We start from the raw sequence: 23,154 nt of genomic DNA on the forward strand, positions 1-23,154 counted from the left end.
GAAGAAGGTGCATCACGAAAGCCTTAGTAAGATGTTTTTTTGAGGAATATCCTTTGATGTCAACGCCCTGAGACTCTGACTTTAATCACTTGGCCTTGTTTCCAAGTCAGCAGGGGCATTTGCCAGCGTTTGTGTTCTGCGGTGAGGTTTCGGGCCATGATCTTAGCCGCAGCGAGGCCACGTTGAACGGCCATGAGATCACCATGGATGGGTGGGATGACTTTTGGAACCGATTTCATGGCAGAAGCTGGCTTTGCAACTCAATAAGACTAGCCTGACCTGAATGCAGTAGCAAGCGGGGAGGTTTTGCTGTGTTGTCCCATAGAAGCCAGGTCCCAGCCAGCGGTGCATAGATGTGAGCGAAGTTTTCCAGGCTGCGCGAATAGCGACGGTGGACATCGCTGGAAGGTATGGCATGACCGCCTTTCCTGACTCGCCGAGCAATCCTGCGAATGGCCAGGGTGGGAGAGGGAATCCAGAGGAAATGAATCTCGATCTGAAAACCGAAGGCCTGGGCGCGCTCTAGCAAACGGACATGGCCCTGCCCACTCAGAGTGCTCTCCAGCCCGAATGACTGGCCAGCAGAGAGACAACCTTCGATCTCATGCAGCAGGAGTTTACCTGCTTTGATGGCCATGGAGGCAGGATCCAATGGAGAAAGGCCCCTTGCGATTTCATCGGCATTGAGAAACCGGGGAGGCGAAGGAAATTGACTGAGGTAGGCGCGGGCAAAGTAGTTTTGCCCGCACCATTACAACCTGCAAAAGATGGAGGGTGGGAGAGTCCATCTTAGTGAAGGGCATTTAGGCTGGCTGATAAACCTCAGCGCCCTTTTCCACAAACTCCTTCGACTTCTCATCCATCCCGGCTTTCAGGGCCTCGTCGTCGGTCATGCCGTTTTCGGCGGCGTATTTGCGGACGTCCTCGGTGATCTTCATGGAGCAGAAGTGGGGGCCGCACATGGAGCAGAAGTGGGCGGACTTGGCGCCGTCTTGGGGGAGGGTTTCGTCGTGGTATTCGCGGGCGGTGACGGGATCGAGAGACAGGTTGAACTGGTCTTCCCAGCGGAATTCGAAGCGGGCCTTGGACAGGGCGTTGTCGCGGTATTGGGCACCGGGGTGGCCTTTGGCGAGGTCGGCGGCGTGGGCGGCGAGTTTGTAGGTGATGACGCCGGCTTTGACGTCCTCTTTGTTAGGTAGGCCGAGGTGTTCCTTGGGCGTGACGTAGCAGAGCATGGCGCAGCCATACCAGCCGATCATGGCGGCACCGATGCCGCTGGTGATGTGGTCGTAGCCGGGTGCGATGTCGGTGGTGAGAGGCCCAAGGGTGTAGAAGGGGGCCTCGTGGCACCATTCGAGCTGCTTGGCCATGTTTTCCTCGATCATGTGCATGGGGACGTGGCCGGGGCCTTCGTTCATGACCTGGACGCCTTTGGCCCAAGCGCGCTTGGTGAGCTCGCCCTGGACTTCGAGTTCGCCGAACTGGGCTTTGTCGTTGGCATCGGCGATGGAGCCGGGGCGGAGGCCGTCGCCAATGGAGAAGGAGACGTCATAGGCGGCCATGATGTCGCAGATGTCATCCCAGTGGGTGTAGAGGAAGTTTTCCTTGTGGTGGGCGAGGCACCACTTGGCCATGATGGAGCCGCCGCGGGAGACGATGCCGGTCATGCGGGAGGCGGTGAGGGGGACGAAGCGGAGGAGGACGCCGGCGTGGATGGTGAAGTAGTCCACGCCCTGCTCGGCCTGCTCGATGAGGGTGTCCCGGAAAAGCTCCCAGGTGAGGTCCTCGGCCTTGCCGTTCACTTTTTCGAGGGCCTGGTAGATGGGCACGGTGCCGATGGGCACGGGGGAGTTCCGCAGGATCCACTCGCGGGTGGCGTGGATGTTTTTGCCAGTGGAGAGATCCATGACGGTATCGCCGCCCCATTTGGTGGCCCAGCGCATTTTTTCGACTTCTTCCTCGATGGATGAGGCGACGGCGCTGTTGCCGATGTTGGCATTGATTTTGACGAGGAAGTTGCGCCCGATGATCATGGGCTCAAGCTCGGGGTGATTGATATTGGCCGGGATGATGGCGCGGCCTGCGGCGACCTCGGAGCGGACGAACTCGGCGGTGATTTCGTTGGGAATCCTTTGCGGGAAACGATTGAAGATGCCGGGAGTGTAGGCGGTCTGGGCCTGGGCGGAGCCGACGTGCTGTTTGTCCAGGCGGTTGCGCAGGATGTCGTCCGTGAGATCGGCGATCTGGGCGCGGCGCATGTTTTCGCGGATGGCGATGAACTCCATCTCCGGGGTGATGATGCCCTGGCGTGCGTAGTGGAGCTGGGTGACGGGGGTGCCTTTGCTGGCCTTGAGAGGCTGGCGCTGGGCGTTGATGGGGGCCTTGAGAGGGCTGAGGAGGCCTTCGCGCTTGGCGGCGGCGTATTCGGCGTGGTTTTCGGTGAGGTAGCCGTTGTCGCGGGGCTCGACGGCGCGGCCTTCATAGGGGGCGACGTCGCCACGGGCTTCGATCCAGGGTTTGCGGAGGGCAGGGAGGCCGGTTTCGACGGTGCCTTTGTAGTCGGGATCGCCCCAGGGGCCGGAGGTGTCATAGACACGAACGGGGGCGTTTTCTTCGATCTGGCCGTTGAAGGCCTTCGTGGGGCTGAGCTTGATTTCGCGCATGGGGACGCGGATGTCGGGGTGGATCTGGCCCTGGACGTAAACGCGGGAAGAGGCGGGGAGTTGCTCGCTGGAGTGAGGTTCGAAGGAGTCTTTGGAGGCGATCATGAGGAGGAGTTTGCGGAGCAAACGTTGGCCATGGATGGCCTTGTTTGCGGTTGTTGGCAGTGGATTAGAAAAAATGGGCGCAGTAGCGAGGGGACGTGGGCTTCTTTGCCAAGCACTGAGATACCTCCGAGCGACTCCCTTCGGCGGCATGACCCGCAATCAGGTTCGGAGGGTTTCCCGCGCTGGCGAGATCTCAGCCCCTGCAATGGGACGCCCCTGTCGTAACAGGGAAGGATATACCGGACGGGGGGAGGTTTCGTCAAAGCGTATTTCGGGAGAGATAAACTGTAAGGTTGTTATGGTATTTCTAATTTTTGCTTGAAATAAAGATGTCCAAAGGGCAAAATACTCTCATTAATGATGCCGCGTTCTTCCTCTTTCCTTCGAGCTGGCTGGTTGGTAGGCGTGTGCCTCGCCATCTGCACAGTGGCATCGCGGGCGGACTTGATCAGCGACTGGAATGCGCAGGCGCTGATGGCCATCCGTGGGGATGCGCAAGCGGGGCCGGATGCCTCGCGAACTTTGGCGATGCTGAATGCGGCGATCTACAATGCTGTGGAGGGCATCGCAGGAGATCACAATCTTTACGCCAGCGGCAGTTACACGGGACCTGGGGAAACGGCGCTGGATGGGGCCTCCATGGATGCGGCAGCAGCGGCAGCGGCCTTCACGGTACTGCAAGGTCTGTACCCCAGCCTGACGGGAGACTTTGCCGCGCTGTATTCGGCTCAACTGAGTGGCTTGGCGGATGATCAAGCGCGGGTGGATGGGATGGACTTTGGCACGGTGGTGGGTAATGGTATGCTGAACTGGCGGGCGGGAGATAACTCCAACGCGGCTTCAAACACGGCCTTGTATTCACCTACAGGAACGGTTGGGCACTGGCAGCCGACGGTGCCGAATGGGGAGGTGCTGCCGGGGTGGGGGGCGGTGACGACCTTTGGCATCCCGAGCACGGCGGCTTACAATGGTAACCTGCCCGCGACCATCGAGACCTACATTCAATCGGCCCAGTATGCAGCGGACTACAATCAGGTGAAGGAACTGGGCGCAAGCAGCAGTGGCACGCGAACGACGGACCAACTCAATGCGGCCTTTTTCTGGGCTGCGGCGGCTGGGACAGGGACGACGGCGGGGCTGTGGAATCAAGTGGCGCAAACGGTGGCCGCGAGTGAGGGCCTAAGCCTGCAAGAGAGTGCGCGCCTGTTTGCTGCGCTGAATGTGGCGATGGCGGATGCGGCCATCGTGACCTGGGATACGAAATATGATGTGGACTTTTGGAGCCCGCTGCAGGCGATCGTGAACGGGGCGGCGGATGGCAATCTGGATACCCTGGGCGATGCTGGCTGGACGGCCTTGCTGGCAGAGCTAAACTCACCTGCCTATTTTTCTGAGCAGAGTGCCCTGAGTGCGGCGGCAGCCCGGGTGTTGGCAGAGTTTTTAGGCGATGATGTGGCCTTCATGCTGGGCAGTGACGTGGATGGTGACGGCGTGGCGGATATGACACGAATGTATAACTCCTTTAGCCAAGCGGCAGAGGAGGCGGGGCTGAGCCAGATCTGGGGTGGCGTAAGCTACGGCACGGGACACACCGATGCAGCCACAGCGGGTGCTGCGGTGGGGGGCTATGTGGTGAACAATTACTTTGCTCCCGTGCCTGAACCCTCTGGCCTGATGCTGGTGCTGGTGGGCGGTGTGATGTGGGCGATGCGGCGGCGACGCTGAAGGGGAGGAAGACTCGACGGTGCTGGGAGTTTCGTTTTCAGTGGAATCCAGTCTTCTCGAAAGCAGTCGCATCCTTGGTTAGGTGTAGGCTCACTGAGCGCGGCGTTTGAGTGCGCTGAGCATGTCTTCAAGCTTATCAGTCACCTTCGCAGCTGCGGGGACTTCCAGGTAGCTGCTGCGGGCGCGCCAGGTTTCATATCCGCCCATGGCGTGGTCTTCTTCGGTCGGGAGATAACCATTGTAGCCATTGGCCAGGGAGATAGTGAAGTGGCGGGCAAAAGGGGTGGTTTGTTTCAAACGAAGACCAATCTGGACAAAAACCTCGCATGGGATGGCGGCCACGCTGAGGGTGCCGATGCGGTGCGCTTGAAGCTTGACCGGGACGGTATCAGGATAATCAGCCAGGAGCACGGTTTCACGGGCATAGATGGCTTTTTTATCGCCCCACTGACCATCCTTGTCTTTGGGGATGGTGGCCAGCCACTCTTTCGCCTGAGAGAGGTCTTGTGCGGTGCCTTTGCGCACGCCTAACTGGATGTCTGTTTCTTCTGAATCCAGTGGGGCTTCTTTTTCCCATTTGATGGTTTCATAGGCTCCGACGGCCGCATCGGCTACGCTGCGGGCGACGATGTTGATTTGCTCACCGGGATTGCGTTTGTAACGAATGGAAGAGCCGAAGTTGATGTTGTTGATGTTGCCGCTCGTGCCATTGGAGAGAATGCCGACAAAGGCGGGTTTCCCTGCATAACGGGAATCGCCCGCACCGAGTCGAGTGGCGATCTCACGGGCAAATGCGCCAAAGTAATCTGCACTGATGGCCGTATTTCCACCCACGTAATGCAGGCTGTAATTGGCTAAAACTCCGATGGGGCGTTGATCCGCTACAGAGCGGACAGCCATGACGGCGACATCTTGATCCACGGCGGAAGTAGGGACGGAAACACTGGTGCTGACGTTACCGGGATTCATCTTTGCCCGGTCGGTGGTGATGCCAAAGGGGTTCTCATAGTACTGGCCTTCTTTCATGTGCCAGCGACGATTGAAGACGTGGGCGGGGTCACTGCCGAAGGCCCAACCAAACTCGGCAGGTTCTAGATTTTTCACCGCCTGAGCGATTCCAGCAGCAATGCGCGGGGCTACGGTTTTGATGTATTCAGGATCTGGGTCACTCTGGAAGACTCCCGCCAAAGTGGCTGCTGAGTGAGTGTGGGTGGCGGAGATGAGGATGTGAGCCGTAGGTATCTTGGTTGCCTGACTGGCTAGGATTTTGGCTTCTTCGCAGATCTCGCGAGGAATCATGCAGGCATCTACCACCACATAGACCAAGGCGCGTCTGCCATCGTGTAACGCTAAGCAGCGAGCATGCATGGGATCGGTAATGCCTTGAGCGAAATTTCCTTTCATGCCGCCATTCACTGGCGTCGGAAACTGGTTGGGCGAGATGTCCTGCGCAAAAGCTCCCGCGCGGAATTCCGCATGTGCTGAAGCTCCGGTCAAAATTAGGGCGGCAAGACAACCTGAGAAAAAACGACGGCGCATAGATTCACACCAACGCCGCTGTAACTGAACAAAATGCGTGACTCGGTAGGAATGAGACATTCGGTTATAAAGAGGAATTAAAAATACCGATATGAGTTTGTCATATCGTGCTGAGCAGGTGCAATTTGCATGACGTATGAGAATCCGGAGGTTTCGGACTTTGCTTCGCAAGGAACTCATTTTTGAGAATAAGCCGTTAGGCGTAGGGCGGTAAAGTTAGGTTACATATCTTTTGGAATATTTTTGTTTGGAATCGAAAAAAATCTTTACTCGCAGCCGTCTCCTCTTTGAAAATGCTGATTTTAAGGGCCTTCCCTGAGTTCAACCAACCCCCCGTCTGAGACTTGTCGTGCGCTGGTGTTTGACACCGCAGGATGAGACCACAGCGACTCAAGGTAGCTCCTTTTCCCCCAACCTTTTATGAAAAGCCTGCGTCATCATCGCTTCATCGTGAATGTCTTTCTAGTCCTACTGACTGGGCTATGGCAGATCTCCATGCCACTTCACGCAGTAACGATTAACTGGACTGCTGGCAGCTCTACGGATCTGAATTGGGGAACAGCGGCTAACTGGAATGTGGGGGTCCCCTCCCTGGTTGACGATGTGTTTTTTGGCACGCCTATTCTAAATCCAGGGGCCTTAACGAATCCGCGACAAATTTTGTTAGGCAACGGTAGCTTGGCGGGTTCTTTGAGCTTTGCCGATCATTATTTGCTGACAGGGGGAAATCTGACTTTGGGATCGGCTCACACGATTTCCGTTGGCTCGGGGAAATCTGTTTTATTGCAAAGTCAGGTGCTGGGGACCTTAGGGTTGATTAAGACAGGGAGTGGGTTGCTATCTTTGAATGGCATCAATAGTTATACTGGTGGCACGGATCTCAATGGTGGTACTTTAAGGATATGGAATGATGGCAATTTGGGGGGCGCTGGTCAGCCTTTGAGACTGGGGGGAGGAAGCTTGCAAATGGGTTCTACTTCTCTTGTGCGTGGTGTGGAGGTCACATCCAACAGCACTTTGGATGTGGCGCGAAATTTTACCTCCAGCATCAATGGGGTGCTCAGTGGTGTGGGCACATTGACCAAGACGGGCGATGGCGAGCTCCGCTTAAACAGCAACAATCCAGGTTTCACAGGTATCCTGAATGTGGAGCGTGGCACCGTCCGTATGCGGACGAGTGTGAATGATGGGCTCAACAATTTCAATCCAGGATTGAGCGGCGCTTCTGGTTATGTCTTCGGCAATGGCTCTCAATTGATCTTAGATAATTCGGTCGCGACATCGCTAAATCCGGTAGTGAATATGATTTCAGACACCGCACCGCTGACATTCAATGGTGGACGCCTTAGCTTTGTGAGCAACAATGCTGCGGGTAATACTGTGTTTACGGAGACGGCTGGTAATGTGATCTTGGCGGAGCGTTATTCGAGCATTGCCGTCACTCGCACGAATGCTACTTCAGCAGCGGTGTTGGACCTCGGGGGTTTGACTCAGCAGGCAGGGGCTACGGTGAATTTTGTAGCGACTTCACTGGGAACTACAGGGAATAACCCGCGCATCACATTTCGTGCCGCGCCGACGCTGAATGATGAAATCATCGGAGGCTGGGCTTTGGTCAATGGCACTGACTTCGCAGGCTACAATGCTTCCCAGGGAGTGGGAGCTCTGGGCACGACTGGGTTTGGCGCTTACACAGTCAGAACAGGGACCGACATCGGAACTGCGACGGCGGCAGAAAACGTTTTCATCACGGCGGGTAATGGTACGATTGCGACTATCGGCAACCTAACCATCAATTCGCTAAAATTGACGGCGTCAGCGAGCACCCCCGCTTTACTCCAGACGGCTGGAACCACACTGACGATTGATTCGGGCGGGATCATCGCTCTGGGGAACTTCACCAAAACACTCGGAACGAGCACTGGATTTATCAAGGCCAACGGTGGCGGGTTGTACATCCATAATAATGAAAGCACGCTGACGCTGAATTCACAGATCCAAGATGGGAATGTCTCGACCGCTTTGGTTAAAGATCAAGCTGGCGCTTTAACCTTGGGGGCAGGTGGCAATAGTACTTACACGGGTGGAACTTATGTGAACGGTGGCACCTTGACCACAGGCACTACAGCTGGCAGGACGTACCTGGGCACTGGGCCGGTATTCGTTGATTCCGCGAGTCTTGTTCTTCAACGAAATGGTGCCACCTCATCCACGCAGGGCTATCGCGTGAAGAACGGCGGCAACATCACACTGACCAACAACATTGCTTACACTTCGACGGGAGATCGTTTTAACATTTCTGCGGGTAGCACTCTCACAGGCACGACGGCAGCCGCGAATCAAGGGTTTAACAGCCTCACTCGTGTCTCAGCATTCTCAGGTGGAGGGCAGGTCATTTTAACGCCCGATTCCATCTTGGCGTATGCAGGCACGTTTGTTGGAGAATTTGATCTGGCCAATCTGTCTGTTAAAGATTTAGGCAGCTTGAGTGATCTCTACTTTGGTCTAGGCACGGCTGGTACAACGGGGTCTGTAACCGTTGGGGTTGGAACCCCCTTTAAAGGGCTGAGCACGGATCGGACATCTCGGACATGGACACTGGGCACCTTGAATGTAGCTTTTGATACCTCAGACATTTATCTCCAGGGACTTGTTTATCCTGATTCGGTGGGGAATGCCGTCACACCTGCGACCCTGACATTGGGTGATGCGGCTGCTACCGGAGGTGGCTTCACCATCAACCCTTATAACACGAATGCTTTCAATGCTCGAATCACTTCGGGGGTGGTCGCTTTGAATGATGAGAACTCGGTGTTTGGTAACTCTGTGTCCGCTCCCATGACTTTTGTTGTAGAGCCGGGAGCTATTTTGCAAGGATCCACGGCCAATTCTCTGGGCAGTGGAAGTGGCATCGCGAATGTGCGTGTCACAGCGGGTGGAACCTTACAGCAAGTCGCGACAGCAGGTATTTCAGCAGATCTGGCCTTCAATGGAGCCGTAACAATAGAGGGGGGAGGACGTTTCCTGGCGCAGAACCCGGATGGTCTAGATGGAACAGGGGTTCTGACTTTTGATCCAGGTGCGATCTTGCAAGTGACGACGGCCACTGGGTGGAGCGGTGTGCAAGCCGATGCGACCCTGCTTCCAGATTCAGCCATCGTCAGGTTAGGTGTCGTGGGTTTTGGTAGCGCGACTCAACCTTTGCTGACTCAGCCTTCCTTCTCTGGGGCTGGCATCTACCAGATCTTTGGGGCGAACTCAGCCGCGACGAATCCGACTGCACCTGGAACGGTCCTATTGAATCTGAATAATGGCGGCATCATCACCAATGACAATGCGGATCGCAACTGGGCGGCTGCGGCCAATGGAGTTATTTCCGTGGGCGTAGGTGGCGGCATCATCGCTGCCTCTACAGGCACGTTCCTCAGCATGCAGAATGTGATGAGCCTGGGAGCGAATACGCTGACTGTCGGTTCCACACGCACGATTGATGGTAATTTGAAGACTGGTGAAGTTCGTTTTGCTGCAACCGTAAATGCAGATCCTGGTGCCTTGATCGATGTATCCCCAGGGGTCGCTCTACGCCTGAATGCAGCGAACGTGCTGAGCGACAATCTAACGATACAGTTGGGATCAGGCAGTCTTCTCAATGTGGACAATGCAGAGTCCATCCTCCAGCTAACCGGCGCAGGAACCTTGATCGGGGATTCGGTGCTTACCTTGTTGGATAATGCAGATTCCACTCTCAACGCCACACTCAATGGCACGACAACAGGTTTTGGCTTGGCTAAACAAGGGTATGGTGTCGCGATTCTCGCCAATGCTTTGAGCAACGGCTTGGGAAGCGTGACCGTTCGTGACGGAACTTTACGCCTTAGCAGCAGCTCTTCGAATTCGGGTTATTCATTGGTGTCAAATGCACTCCTTTCCCGTGCGACGGCTATTTTGGATCTGAATGGCACTTCTCAGGGGGCCGCTGGCCTGACGCTGCAAGGAGGAACGACCACGAGCACTCCAATCATCACTGGAGTTGGTTCGACGATCAACTTGGCGGGTCCTGTGACTTACACTTCGACGAATAATCCGTTAGGCGGCGTCATTAGTGTCAGTTCACTCTCACTGGGCAATGCAAGCCGCGCTTTTAATGTCGGTAACAGCACCAGCGCTTTAGATGACCTAACCGTCTCGGCTAGTCTTACGGGGGATGCAGGCATCGGCATTATCAAACAAGGTGCAGGCACACTTCGTCTTAGTGGTGTGAATGCATTAACGGGCTCTTTAGAGATCCAGGCAGGTTCTGTTTTTGGCAACTTAGGCACGGGCAATTTGCTTTTGAGTGGGGGAACCATAGAGTTAAGTGGCAACTTTACTCGAGGGCTAGGAACGGCTGATGGCGAAGTCCGCTGGGGAGCAGGAACGAATGGGGGCTTTGCAGCAAGAGGTGGGCCTTTGACTGTTTCCCTGGCAGGAGCCCCCAATCCAATGATTTGGGATAGCACGCCGCATTTTGTGAATGGTGCAGGTCAGTTATTATTCGGCTCCGTGTCTGCGGATGATGTGATTACATTCACGCATCCCTTAGATCTCAATGGAGCCGTTCGTATCATCCAAGTTCTCGACAATGCTGCCACCAGCAATGATAAGGCAATTCTTTCCGGTGTTCTCTCTGGAGTGAATGGTGGTATCAATAAAACTGGAGCTGGGATTCTGGAATTGTCTCAAGCCAATACTTACACCGGCACAACGACTTTAACGCTAGGCACGCTGCAGTTAAACAATGCCAACAACGGTGGCTTGGGCAGCGGTGTGCTGAATCTCGTCGCAGGAACTATGCAGGCTTTACAACCTGGGATTTCCATCGCCAATGACGTTTTGCTTACTTCTGTCACGATTGCAGGAACTGAGAGTCTAACATTCAATGCTCCAGTGATCGGTACAACGGGGGGGAGCAGAACGCTCACCAATAACCTGAGCGCAGGGACTCTCACTCTGGGGAATGTGGGTATCAATAATGACATCACGGTAGCTCGCACGATGGCACTTGCTGGGACAGGTGCCACTGTGGTCAACGGCGTCATTTCCAATGGTAATGGGGATGCTTTTGCCAATAGCTTGAATCTTACCGGTACGGGACTCATCACATTGAATGGCCTCAATACCTATACGGGGACAACCACTGTCAATACAGGGGTGGGTACGGTCAGCATCAATAACAATCAAGCTTTTGGTTTGGGCACTGCTTTAACTTTGGCATCAGGGACCCTTCAAGGGGACGGATCGGGTGCTAAAACGCTCAGCCAAAATGTGACGCACAATACAGGAACCGTGACGCTGGGTGGCGTGGATAAGTTTATCTTTAATGGCACGTGGGTGACCTCAGGTGGCACTCGCACATTGACGGTTAATACCCCTGCCGGTGTGGAACTCAATGGCCTAATGACTTTGGGGGAGACAACGAACAATCGTGCACAAGCCTTTGCTGGGCCTGGCAATATTTTGATCTCTGGCGTCATCCAAAACAACCCTGGTGCGACCGCTCCTGCCGCAAGCACCGTCTTACTTCAATACACGGGGAATGGCACGCTTACATTGACAGGAGCTAACACTTACACCGGGGCTACGACCATCAATAATACCAATGGCACACTCACCCTCAGTGGGGCGGGTAAATTGTCTGTGGGCAATTTGAATCTCAATGCAGGCACGCTGAATATTCTGGCTTCGGGTGTGGATCAGTCCGTGGCGGCCATCACCATGGGGGGCGCGGTTACTGGTTCTCAAGCATGGCTAAATATCGGGGCTGGTAGGACGCTGAACGCGGGAGCCGTGACCTACAGTTCGACCAATAACAATTTAACCTCGATGATTCAAGGTTTAGGGACTTTGAACTTGGGTAACACAGATGTGACTGTGACTGTGGGGAATAGCACAGCCGTGGATGTGGATATGGCCTGGACTGTCGGCACCCTTTTAGGCAGCGGTACCTTGATCAAAGCAGGACCTGGGACTTTGGATATCAGTGGCATCACCAATAATAACTTCACGGGTCCGTATCAGGTGAATGCAGGCGCGATTTTAGGTCTTGGTGCCCTAACTAATAATTTGATTCTCAATGGTGGGGTCTATGAAGGTGCAGGATCATTTACTCGCGCACTTGGCACTTTGACGAATCAGGTCCAGTGGGCGGCAGGTGTGGCCGGAGGAGGTTTCTCGGCTCGCGGAGGGAATCTCTCGGTGGCATTAAGTTCGGTGCCTGACCCTTTAATTTGGGGGAGTACTCCCAACTTTGTTCCAGATAGCGCACCGTTGATTTTTGGGTCAGTTACGGCAGATGCGGTGGTGGATTTCACAAACAACGTGAATCTCAACGGTGCTGTGCGCACGGTCCAGGTCGTGGATAACACTTTGCTGACAACAGACTGGGCTAAATTATCGGGAGTTTTAAGCAATGGTAGCCTCACGAAGACTGGTAACGGTATCCTTGAACTTTCCGGTGCCAACACTTTCACGGGAGACATCACGGTCACTCAAGGTGTCTTGCAGTTCAGCACGGTCAGCAACAATGCAGGTGGTCCGAGCAATCTGGGGCAGGGGAGCAATGGCCTGTTTATCACAGCAGGCACCTTATCCTTCATTGGGCCTATGAGCCAGGTGACCAATCGTGCCGTCACTTTGAATGGAGCCTCTAGCACGACGGTAGGTGCGCTTGCAATGGGAGCGAACGGGACGGGTGGTGCCACCATCACTTACACAGGTGCGATCAATACGGCTGGGAATTTGCTCACATTAACAGGCTCGGGAGAGGGTTTCATCACAGGCGGTATCATTCAGACTGGAACGGCTGCGGATGTGTATGTGAATTCCGGGACATGGACCATCAATGGTGCCCCAGGATCCAGCGTTTTGGCTGATGACTTGGTGAGTCAGAATGCGGGTAGCGTCCTGAACTTGGGAGGCACGGGGAGCATCAACTACACAACTGGGACGAGCAATGGCTTGTATTCGCGCGCTGGCGGTCTGGTGAATTTACTGGCAGACAACGTGTTTGTGGAACCCAATGGGTTGGACTTCATCTTGTTAGCTGACTCGGGTGTGGCCCTGCCTGGCACACTCAACATGAATACTTTCAATCTGACCACCCCCAGGTTGGATCTGGGCCAAGTCGGGGCTGGTTTGGAGGGCATCATTACAGGTTCGGGCACGCTGACTGTAACCGCTGCCATCAATTTGTTTCGAGGCAATGTCGCCGCCAATTTAAGTGGTGCGGGGGTCACGTTAAAGTTGGGACAAGGCGAAGTGATCTATTCTGGAAATAACGCAGGTCTGACGGGAGCGACCACTTTGACGAATGGCAGTCTGAAGCTGGATTATACGACGAATAACCTGCGTAAAATTTCCAGTGGTCTCCTAACCATGAATGGAGCTTCGCTGATTCTTGAGGGCAATAGTGGAGCCAATACGGTAGATACAGTCAATGGTCTAACTTTAGGTGGCACTACATCTGCTGGCCGCTCTGTGTTGGATCTTCGTCCTGGGAGTGGTCGCACGATGACTTTCAATCTAGGGGCCATTTCACGCACGGCCGTAGGCGGTGCTTTGAATCTTATCCTTCCTTCCAGTAATGCCATCGTCACGACGACCACCACCAATCCTGCTGGTCAGAGCATTTTGGGCGGCTGGGCCACCATTAATAATACGCATTTTGCGACTGTTGCCGGTGGGAATCTCGTCGCGAATACGGCAACTGTCGTCAAAGATAACATCATGACATGGACCGCTGCGGACAACGTCATCGACGGCATCGGTTACATGGGCGCACTTGCAGCGGGCGGCAGTGTCAATAGCATTACCTATGAAGCATCTGGTGCTTCGACTGTCACAGTCGCCAACGATACCCGCCTAACAATCGGTAGTGGAGGGATTTTGGTGAAATCTGGATCTGGCTCTGGTCAGCTCGTCGGTGGGCTTTTGGGCAGTGGTTTTATCAATGGCAGTTCTACGGAGCTTTTTGTTCATCAGCACAGCTCCAACGATTTTGTTTTGGGCTCCACTCTCAACAGCACTTTGGCATTGTCCAAGGCAGGTGCTGGTACATTGATCATGAATGGATCCTCGTTACAAAGCGGTCAGACCAGTATTTTGGAAGGCATTTTGCGAGTGCAGGGCGGCAATGCAATTGGTGACCGCTCGATTGTTTATCTCAAGAATTTACCCGGAGTCGTTTTTGATCTGAACAATGGAACGGAGAGCATTGGTGGGTTGGCCGGCGGTGGCGTTGACGGTGGCGCCGTGAATCTGGGCACAGGCACGCTGAATCTCAATGTCTTCGCCACAGGCACTTACTCAGGCTTTGTTTCCGGAGCCGGTAGTCTCGTTAAAAATGGGACCTCCACACTCACTTTTAATACGGTTTCAAGTGCGGACTTCACGGGTAATTTGATCATCAATCAAGGGGCCGTGACTCTGGGGAATCGAACTGTGGCCAATTTTCCTAATCTTGGTTCGGTGACCTTGAATAGCGGCAGTCTAACGCTCGACTTTGCCGGTGGCACTGAAGGCTCGCCTAACAAATTGAACAATTCGGCACCTGTGACCTTGATCAATACTGGAGGAATTGATGGCCTGCGTGCGAACAATGATCGCAATGATGCGAGCAAGGCGGAGTCCGTTGGTGCAACGACCTTACTCGGTGGGGCAAACACCATCACGGCAAGTGCCAGTTCCACCAGTGGGACGACACAGCGAGCCATGACCATCACCGCCTCTACCCTCGCTCGCTCCAATCAATCTACCCTTCTGGTACGGGGGCAAAACCTCGGCACGCTGTTGACGGCTGCACCGTTGGATCCTCTTCATACTGGCCGTATCGTTGTCAGCACTGCGCCTACTTTGACGGGGGGAGCGGGCGCAGCAGGTACTTTGACGACAAGCATTTTACCTTGGGCGATTGGGGCTGAAAACATCACCAGTACGGGGACCAGTTTCGTAACCTATGCGGCTACAACGGGTTTCCGACCTCTAAATCTGACGACTGAATATGAACAACTCGTCTCAGCAGGTGGCATTACAGCTAACAACAATGTGCGTTTTTCATCTGCTGCTAGCTTGACGCTGGATGGCGTGGCTAAAACGATGAATTCACTGCTGCTGGATAACACTGGTGCAGGTAACATTACGCTAGCTGGAGCTAATGCTACCTTGAATATCACCTCGGGTGCCTTCCTTTTTACAGGCAGTCAGCCTTTTGTTTTGAGTGGATTCAGCGGTATTACGACAGGTGCCCTGAATGAATATGTTTTGCACGTGCCAAACACAGCCACGGCGGGTGTCACCATCGCATCTCCATTCACGACCACGGCCGCTTCCTTCACTAAGTCAGGGGCTGGTACTTTGATTCTGACTGGAGCTGGCAGCACTTACACTGGGCAAACGGCTATCAATCAAGGGGTGCTACAGATTGACTCTCTGGCGCGTTTAGGAAACAACGGACGCGGAGGGATCCTCTTGAATGCTGGCACTCTGCGCTTCGGTGCGGCTTTTGATCTATCTCAGTCGCCTGTGATTTTTGGTGTTCCAACGACCGGCACAGTTCAGACTTCTGTGGGGGGGACTTTGGATACCAATGGGTTCGATATCACCTTCGTGAACAGCATCGGAGGCGGTGGAAATGGGGGCTTGAATAAAATCGGGTTAGGCACTCTGACGCTGAATGCGCCAGTTAATTACACGGGTATCACCACCATCACCACGGGCACTTTGGCATATGGCGTAGCGGCGGCTTTGCCTGCAAACACGAATCTGACTCTGGCAGGAGGAAACCTGGATGTGGCGAATTTTAACAGTGCACTCAGTGAAGTGACTCTGGCTGCCAATGGCACTTTCAATGTAAGCAATGCGCTCGAACTCAATGGAAATGTGATCAATTTTGGCGGGAATCGCACATTAGCCTTCACTGGGGCTGGCACCACCACGCTGAATGGAGATTACATCCTGCTGTCTGAGTCGGCTTCTGCCCGCACCCTGACATTGGCTGTGAATGCTGGCAGTGTTTTGATAAACAGCATCCTGACTAATGGCCCTGGCGCAGCTTCATCATTCATCAAAACGGGTGCCGGAAATTTACAGATCACCACCGGAGCTCAATACACGGGAACAACTACCATCAATGGTGAAGGCGGCATTGTGCGGCTGACCGGTGCGGGTTCCTTGAGCACTGGAAATCTTACCGTGAACGCTGGGATCCTGAAAATTGAAGGAGCTAACCAAATGGTTGGCACCTTGACCATGGGTGGCGGCGCCGCAGGAAATTCTGCACTCATTGAGGTCGCCGCAGGCCGTGTCTTGACTCCTGCATCCATTGCTTACACAGGCACAAATAATCTAGCATCAGTGATCACCGGAGCAGGTACGCTGAACCTAGGAACAAACGGCATCACAGTCTCAGTGGCTGACAATACAGCTTTGGATTCAGATATGATCTGGTCTATCAATACAGTGATCGGCAGTGGGGCGTTCATTAAGACTGGCGCCGGAACACTGGATGTAGGTGGAGTCACCAATTTTGATTACAATGCCACTTCTTACCAGATCAATGCAGGTGCCATTGTTGGGCTTGATCAAGGGGATGCTAATATCATTCTCAATGGCGGTGTGTTTGAGGGAAATGGCAATTTCACTCGCGCACTGGGATCTGGACAAAATCAAGTGCAATGGGCTGCTGGCACGGGTGGTGGCGGCTTCTCGGCAGCAGGTGGGAATCTCACGGTGGCCATCAGTGGTGGACCTAACCCCCTTGTTTGGGGCGCCACTCCCTTCTTTGTGCCGACGGGAGCACCTTTGATTTTTGGTTCTTTGTCTGCCGATAGCGTGGTGGATTTCACCAACAACATAGACCTCAATAATACAGCCGGTGCAGTCACGCGCACGATCACGGTGAATGACAATGTGGATTTCACCACAGATAAAGCCGTCATCTCAGGAAGCCTAACTGCAAGTGGTGGGGGTGCAGTAACTTTGACAAAGGCAGGTTTAGGCACCCTGCAATTGACGGGCAACAACAATTTCACTGGAAACTTGACCCTCAATGCAGGCGCGCTCCAATTCTCGACTGTGGCCAATTTGGGCGGCAGTGCAGCGATCCCTCTCAATTTTGCTGGAGGCACTCTAGACTATATCGGCAGCGGAGGGGTGGATCTGTCGGGTCCGGTGGGGTGGATCTGTCGGGTCCGGTGGGCGTGGCGACTGCGACTTCTACGATCAGGAATAGCAGCCCAGGAATGTTGACCCTTAGCGGCCCTGTTACTTTAAGTTCCAGCTTAAATGTGAGTGGCATCTCTCCTGTGAATTTCAGCAATACGCTCAATCAGAGTGGTGGGGATCGCACGGTGACTGTGACCGCGCCCACAGCGACCTTTAACCATATCAACCTGACGGAGAGTAGCACGGGAAGAACATTGGTTTTCAATGTCAGTGCTGGTTCCGAAGCCGTGATTAACGGCATCATCGGCAACGGTAGCACGGGATCCAGTGCCTTCCGTACCGATGGCGCAGGCACGGTGACTGTCACCACGAGCCCGACTTTTAACAATGAGCTTCGAGTGAATAACGGCATCTTAAAGTTGCAGGCTAGCATGAGCAATCAAACAGCGACGAATTCGATCGTGTTTTCCAACACCGCAGTCGCTGGCAGCACGCCAACCTTAAACTTGGATGGGGCAGGTGTTGCATACAATCTGACAGGAGCCATTATCTACGTGGGGAATTCATCCATCACGGGCACCGCTCGCATCAATGGAACGGGTTCATTGAATCTGAATGGGGCCAGCCGCACGATTGAAGTTCGTCCCTCAAGTGCGACTAGCGAACATCTGGTGATTGACGCTGCGATTGTGAACAACAGTGGAACCGCTGCTGGTTTTACAAAGACTCGTAATGGCACACTAGTGCTTACGGGGACCAATACCTACAACGGCAATACAGCCGTTAATGAAGGCATCTTGCGCTTAGATTATCGTGGCAATACAGGTAACAAAATTGGCGGGGTATTGACGATGGCAGGAGGCACCCTGGAACTCATTCGCCATGCTTCTTTGGATGCAGCTCAGAGCATCACGGGCTTAACTGTCAGCGGCGGGGCAAATCGCATCCTTCTGGATTCTTCTGGTGGTGGCAGTGTCAGTTTGAATATTACGGGTGCTCTCACATCCACAGCGGCCGGGCGTTCGTTGGACTTCACTATGTTGGGCAGTGGTTCCACCATCAATACCACTGGGGCCACTGGTTGGACTTTGACGAATGGAATTCTTGGTGGCTGGGCCACATTCAACAGCTCCAGCTTTGCGACACTCAATGCGAGCAATCTTGTGACAGGACTGACTGCATCTCTGAAAAATGACGTCTCCACTTGGTCCACAGATGAAAACATTGGGAATTCAGGCGCTTTCACAGGTCTAACGGCTTCTCTTCTGCGCATCAACAGCTTGGCCTTTGGTTCAGCAACAGCCACTGATCTGTTGGTTGGAGATTACCTCAACCTTAACAGTGGCGGTATTTTGGTAGCCCCTTCAGTCGGTGCGAATGCCACTGCTATTTCAGGCGGCGAGCTCACTTCAGCAGGGGCGGCTTTGTTTGTGCACCAGCACAATACAGCAGCATCTTTGACTCTCGGCTCAGCTATCCGTGGAAACACATCCCTGACCAAGAATGGGGAAGGAACAGTGATTGTCGATTCCTCTTCGAATGACACGTCAGGGGCTGTGTTTATCAATCGTGGAACTTTGATCACACGCGGTGGCAATGCCCTGACAGATACAGGAGCGGTGACATTGGATCCTGTCGCCGGTGCGCTCTTGAAGCTCGAGGCGAACGAGCGTATTGGTAGTTTAGCAGGTGGTGGTTCTGATGGCGGCTGGCTCGACATTGGCACCCACGTGCTGACCTTAACCAATGGATCTACTTTTAGTGGCAAAATTTCTGGCAGTGGCACCTTGGTAAAATGGGGGACGGCCAATCTCAACGTGGCCAATTTCAATAGCCCCGAATTCACTGGCTCTGTGATTGTGAATCAAGGGCTTTTCCAACTTAGCGGCAATGGTATCGCTAACTTGCCTAATAGCACCTCCCTCACCGTGAATCCGGGAGCAGCTTTCCTCATTGATAACAATAGCTCCAGCAGCGCTCCAGACCGATTTGGTAATTCGGCTCCCATCACGATCAATAGCGCAAACGGAACAAGTTCGGTTGCTACACGTGGTCTTTGGGCTCGGGCAACCAACCAGAATGGGACGCGTGGAGAAAACTTGGGGGCTCTATCAGTAAATTCGGGGTCGAGTTATGCAGCTTTAGAAGGTGTCGGCACTAGCACGGGAACTTCGACGATTATTGAATTTCTCTTTGATGACATTTCCCGGAGTAACAATGCCACCCTCAGTGTTCGTGGCACCAACTTAGCCTCCGGCGCGTCCATTCAGCGCAGCCGATTCCGCATTGATGTTTCAGGCGCGCAGACAGCTTTCATGGCGAATCATCAAATCGGCGTGGGTAGCACAGCAGGAGCTGCCAATTTGAGAATAGTGCCCTGGGCAATCGGGCAGGATTTGATCTCGAATAATTTTGGCACCACGTTGAACAATGAGTTAGGCAATAGCCTGGTGACCTACGTGAGTGGCATCGGTTTCCGCCCTTTGAACTTCACCAATGAATATGCGACCTATGCAGTGGGAGGTGTTTCTGACAATGTGCGACAGTCTCTAACATCAGATCTCACAGGACTGATAGGTAAGACGATCAACTCTCTGGTGATTGATAATGCTTCCAGCGTCAGTCCGGTAGCTGTTGAGGGCAGTGGTAGCCTAGTAGTGAGCAGTGGAGCCTTCCTTTTCACAGCAGTGGACGGTGCCAGCGCTTCGGGTGCACAGTTGGCGACTCCGCAAGGCGTTACGATCCGTGGATTCGATTCCATCACGGTGGGCCCCACAGCCAATTCCGTCGGCAATGAGTTCATCTTTCACACCATGAACACAGCTTCGACAGGGATCGCCATTCAGTCGAATTTGGTCAATTCGACCCTCGGAAGCACTGCTCTGACAAAATCTGGTCCAGGGACTTTAATCCTTACGGGTAATAACAGCTACACAGGAGTGACGACGCTGAATGAAGGAACGCTGATGATTAATAGTTGGTTAGCCGTTGGCGGATCTTCAGGTGCAGCACCCTTAATATTTGCTGGCGGCACATTGCAGTTGGCTACGGGTTTCACCGGGGACTTTACTCGCAGCGGGGGCATTCGTCTTGCTCAGGCAGGTGGCACGCTGGATACGAACGGGGCGGATCTCACTTTGCAGTCTGGGCTGTCCGATCTCGGGACGATGAGCGGAGGACTTACTAAAACAGGTGTGGGAACACTGACTTTGGCGGCAATTTCCTCAAATACAGGCATCACGACGGTGGCCGGGGGCACTGTGCGTCTGGGAATCTCTCAAGGTATCGGTACCGGAGATTTAGTTGTCAATAACGCTATCTTTGATCTCAATGGATACGATGCGACAGTGGGGCTGGTGACTCTTGCGGACGCTGCCGGGTCCATCATTACCGGTGCTGGCGTATTGACGAGCCATAATTCTCAGTTCGATCTACGCCAAGGAACGGTTTCTTCCTCCCTGGCAGGTAGCTCTGCGCTCGTTAAAACGGGAGCCAATACAGTCACTCTGTCCAGCCTCAATGCCTACACAGGAGTCACCGAGGTACGCGCTGGAACCCTGGCTTTTAATTCGATTGCCGATGTCGGGGGAATTAGTGCCTTGGGACAGCCCGCGACGGCAGAAACGGCGGCCATTCGTGTGGGCTTGACCACCACGACGGGTACATTGCTTTATAGCGGCAGTGGCCACAGCAGCAACCGCCGGATTGATTTGGTCGGGACAACGGGCGGCTTAACTCTGACTCAAGACGGCAGCCTGGAGGCCTTAGTGCTCAGTGGCGGCATCCGAAATGCATCTCCAGGCAATAAAACGCTGACTTTCCAAGGCACCAACACGGCTGCGAATGAAATCAGCGGAGCGATCCAAGAAGGTCAAAACGGAGTGCTTTCCGTGATCAAGTCACAGCCTGGGACGTGGGTGTTTGGTGCTCAGAATCATTACACTGGATCTACGAGTGTTAACGAGGGCATTCTCAGATTGAAAGTCGCACAAAATCTTACCGGTGTGCTTAACTTTGGCAGTGCGAATAACATCACCACAGCAGGCACGCTGGAAGTGAGTGAAAACTCCACCTTTGGGGGGCTTGTGGCCCAAACCAATTCAAATGCCAACACAAATCGCCTGATCCTAGCGGTGGGCAAGTCACTCAACGTCAATGGCAATGTATTGATTGGCACAAGTGTGGCGTCCCTTAGCAACACCCTCTTTAATGCATCGGGTGATGGCGTTTGGAATGTCACAAACCTCTCCGCAGCCGCTCAATTCCGGGTAGGTGGTTCCAGCGGATCTGGAAATGTCACGCAGGCAGACATGAGTGGCCTAGCTGAAATGAATGTTAGCTTAAACACCACGGATGGTATTTTCCGTGTCGGTTCCACTTCCGGCACAAACGTGAGTAATACTTTCTCCGTTCTGAAGCTGGCAAAAGACACGACGGTCACGGCAGCCACTCTCGCGATCGGAGATGGTGGACAATACAATAGCAGCACAGGGCAGATCAATCAGTTGCAGTTGGGCATCGGTGAAACACTGCTGAACGTCAACACTCTGAATATCGGCACTGGAACAAGAGATCTGGGATCTCTAACTTTCCAAACCAATGCAGGGAGTTTGAAAGTGCGTGCCGCAGATGGGATCAGTGCGACGAGCTTTAACATGGGAACGGGAACTTCTACGACGGGTGCAACCCTGCCCACCGGCAATCGAAATACCTTCGATGTCTCAGGACACGCCGCAGACCTACTATTTAGCAGTGTAAACATTGGCACTCAAAATGGACGTACTGGTGCTCTGGAGAATTTGTTTGCCTTTAATCAGGGGAGTCTGGTGATGACCAGCCTAACCATGGGATCTAAAACGGCGACAGGGAATAGCACGAACACCCTGAATCTGGGTGGCGGCACGGTGAACATTGGTTCGGGTTCAGGCACGGCTATCACCTTGTCTAGCAATACCAACTCTGGCACCGTAAGCTCTGCCATCAATATCTCAGGTGGCATGGTGACGGTCACAGGGAATATTGTTCGTGGAAACAATACCGGCGCAGGCAGTGCCATCGGCAGTCTGAACTTAGACGGTGGCACGCTTGACATGAGTGGTAACGCCATCGGGTCTTTGACGAATCCCATCGGTCTTACGGCAGCCTCAGGCACTCTTCGAAATTTGAGCGAGTTCAACGGTGGAGCTGCATTGATCAAAGCCACGGCGGGCATCTTGACCCTGAGTGGCGTCAATAACTACACGGGTGGAACCACCATCGCAGGTGGCACTCTGTTGGTGAATAATCTCACGGGTTCCGGCACAGGAACAGGCACTGTGAATGTGAATCTAGGCACCATTTTAGGCGGAACGGGGCGGATCTCTGGCCTTGTAGCCAATAATGGAACATTGGCTCCAGGCAGTGTGGACGGTTTTGGCGTAAGTACCTTGGGTCAGCTCAGCATTGGTAATCTTACCTCTTCGGCGGAGTCCGTTTTACTATTCCAAATCGGCGGTGCGACTGCGATAGATCCTGCAGCCGTGGCGCTTTATCTCAGCAACCCTTCTGGATTCTCTGTGCCAGCTTCTTGGACTCAATATGAAGCGGGAATCACTCCGCACGATCAATTGGTCATCAATGATGCCAATCCGCCAGTATTGAATACAACTATCCAGATCTCGAATTCCTATCTCAACGGTTTTGTCCCTTCTTACGGACAGGTGTTTCAGTTTCTGGACTGGGCTACTTTAGGCACAGCTAGCGCCACGGGCTCACCCAGTTTTAATCTTCCGTCCCTCACAGGTTTGCTGAATTGGGATACCGGATTATTCGCGAGCCATGGCATCATTGTGGTGGTGCCTGAACCAAGCCGCGTCTTGCTGCTCTTCCTCGGCTTGATGGGGCTCTACTTCCGCCGCCGTCGTTAAAACTGAGATCCAGTGTG

General features: G+C 53.8%; 7 protein-coding genes and 1 riboswitch. Of the genes, 3 read left to right on the top strand and 4 right to left on the bottom strand.

From position 1 onward, the window contains the following. Positions 1 to 59: 59 nt before the first annotated feature. The 3 genes from HNQ64_RS12325 to thiC form a co-directional block, all read right to left on the bottom strand. Positions 60 to 239 (bottom strand): hypothetical protein, encoded by a 180-nt coding sequence (locus HNQ64_RS12325; protein WP_184208947.1) that lies wholly within the window; start codon positions 237 to 239, stop codon positions 60 to 62. Then, on the bottom strand, positions 236 to 637 hold the full coding sequence (locus HNQ64_RS12330; protein WP_184208949.1) for a Zeta toxin family protein: 402 nt from the start codon (positions 635 to 637) through the stop codon (positions 236 to 238). The genes HNQ64_RS12325 and HNQ64_RS12330 overlap by 4 nt, the downstream gene beginning before the upstream one ends. Before the next feature lie 166 nt (positions 638 to 803). Then, entirely contained in the window at positions 804 to 2,768 is a 1,965-nt protein-coding gene (thiC, locus tag HNQ64_RS12335; RefSeq protein WP_184208951.1) for a phosphomethylpyrimidine synthase ThiC, read from the bottom strand. A gap of 118 nt (positions 2,769 to 2,886) precedes the next feature. Further along, positions 2,887 to 2,996, bottom strand: a riboswitch (TPP riboswitch). Positions 2,997 to 3,125: 129 nt separating this feature from the next. Between thiC and HNQ64_RS12340 the strand changes: the two genes are divergently transcribed. Beyond that, positions 3,126 to 4,493 (top strand): PEP-CTERM sorting domain-containing protein, encoded by a 1,368-nt coding sequence (locus HNQ64_RS12340; protein WP_184208953.1) that lies wholly within the window; start codon positions 3,126 to 3,128, stop codon positions 4,491 to 4,493. A gap of 90 nt (positions 4,494 to 4,583) precedes the next feature. Here the strand turns inward: HNQ64_RS12340 and HNQ64_RS12345 are convergent, their stop codons facing one another. After that, on the bottom strand, positions 4,584 to 6,032 hold the full coding sequence (locus tag HNQ64_RS12345; protein WP_184208955.1) for a neutral/alkaline non-lysosomal ceramidase N-terminal domain-containing protein: 1,449 nt from the start codon (positions 6,030 to 6,032) through the stop codon (positions 4,584 to 4,586). 420 nt (positions 6,033 to 6,452) lie between these two features. Between HNQ64_RS12345 and HNQ64_RS12350 the strand changes: the two genes are divergently transcribed. Together HNQ64_RS12350 and HNQ64_RS12355 are read left to right on the top strand one after the other, a co-directional pair. Further along, positions 6,453 to 17,315 (top strand): beta strand repeat-containing protein, encoded by a 10,863-nt coding sequence (locus tag HNQ64_RS12350; RefSeq protein ID WP_184208957.1) that lies wholly within the window; start codon positions 6,453 to 6,455, stop codon positions 17,313 to 17,315. Between the two features lie 38 nt (positions 17,316 to 17,353). Continuing rightward, a complete protein-coding gene (locus tag HNQ64_RS12355) occupies positions 17,354 to 23,137 on the top strand; it encodes an autotransporter-associated beta strand repeat-containing protein (RefSeq protein ID WP_184208959.1) in 5,784 nt (1,927 codons plus the stop codon). Positions 23,138 to 23,154: the final 17 nt, after the last annotated feature.

The sequence above is a fragment of the Prosthecobacter dejongeii genome (assembly GCF_014203045.1).
GTDB classification, from domain to species: domain Bacteria; phylum Verrucomicrobiota; class Verrucomicrobiia; order Verrucomicrobiales; family Verrucomicrobiaceae; genus Prosthecobacter; species Prosthecobacter dejongeii.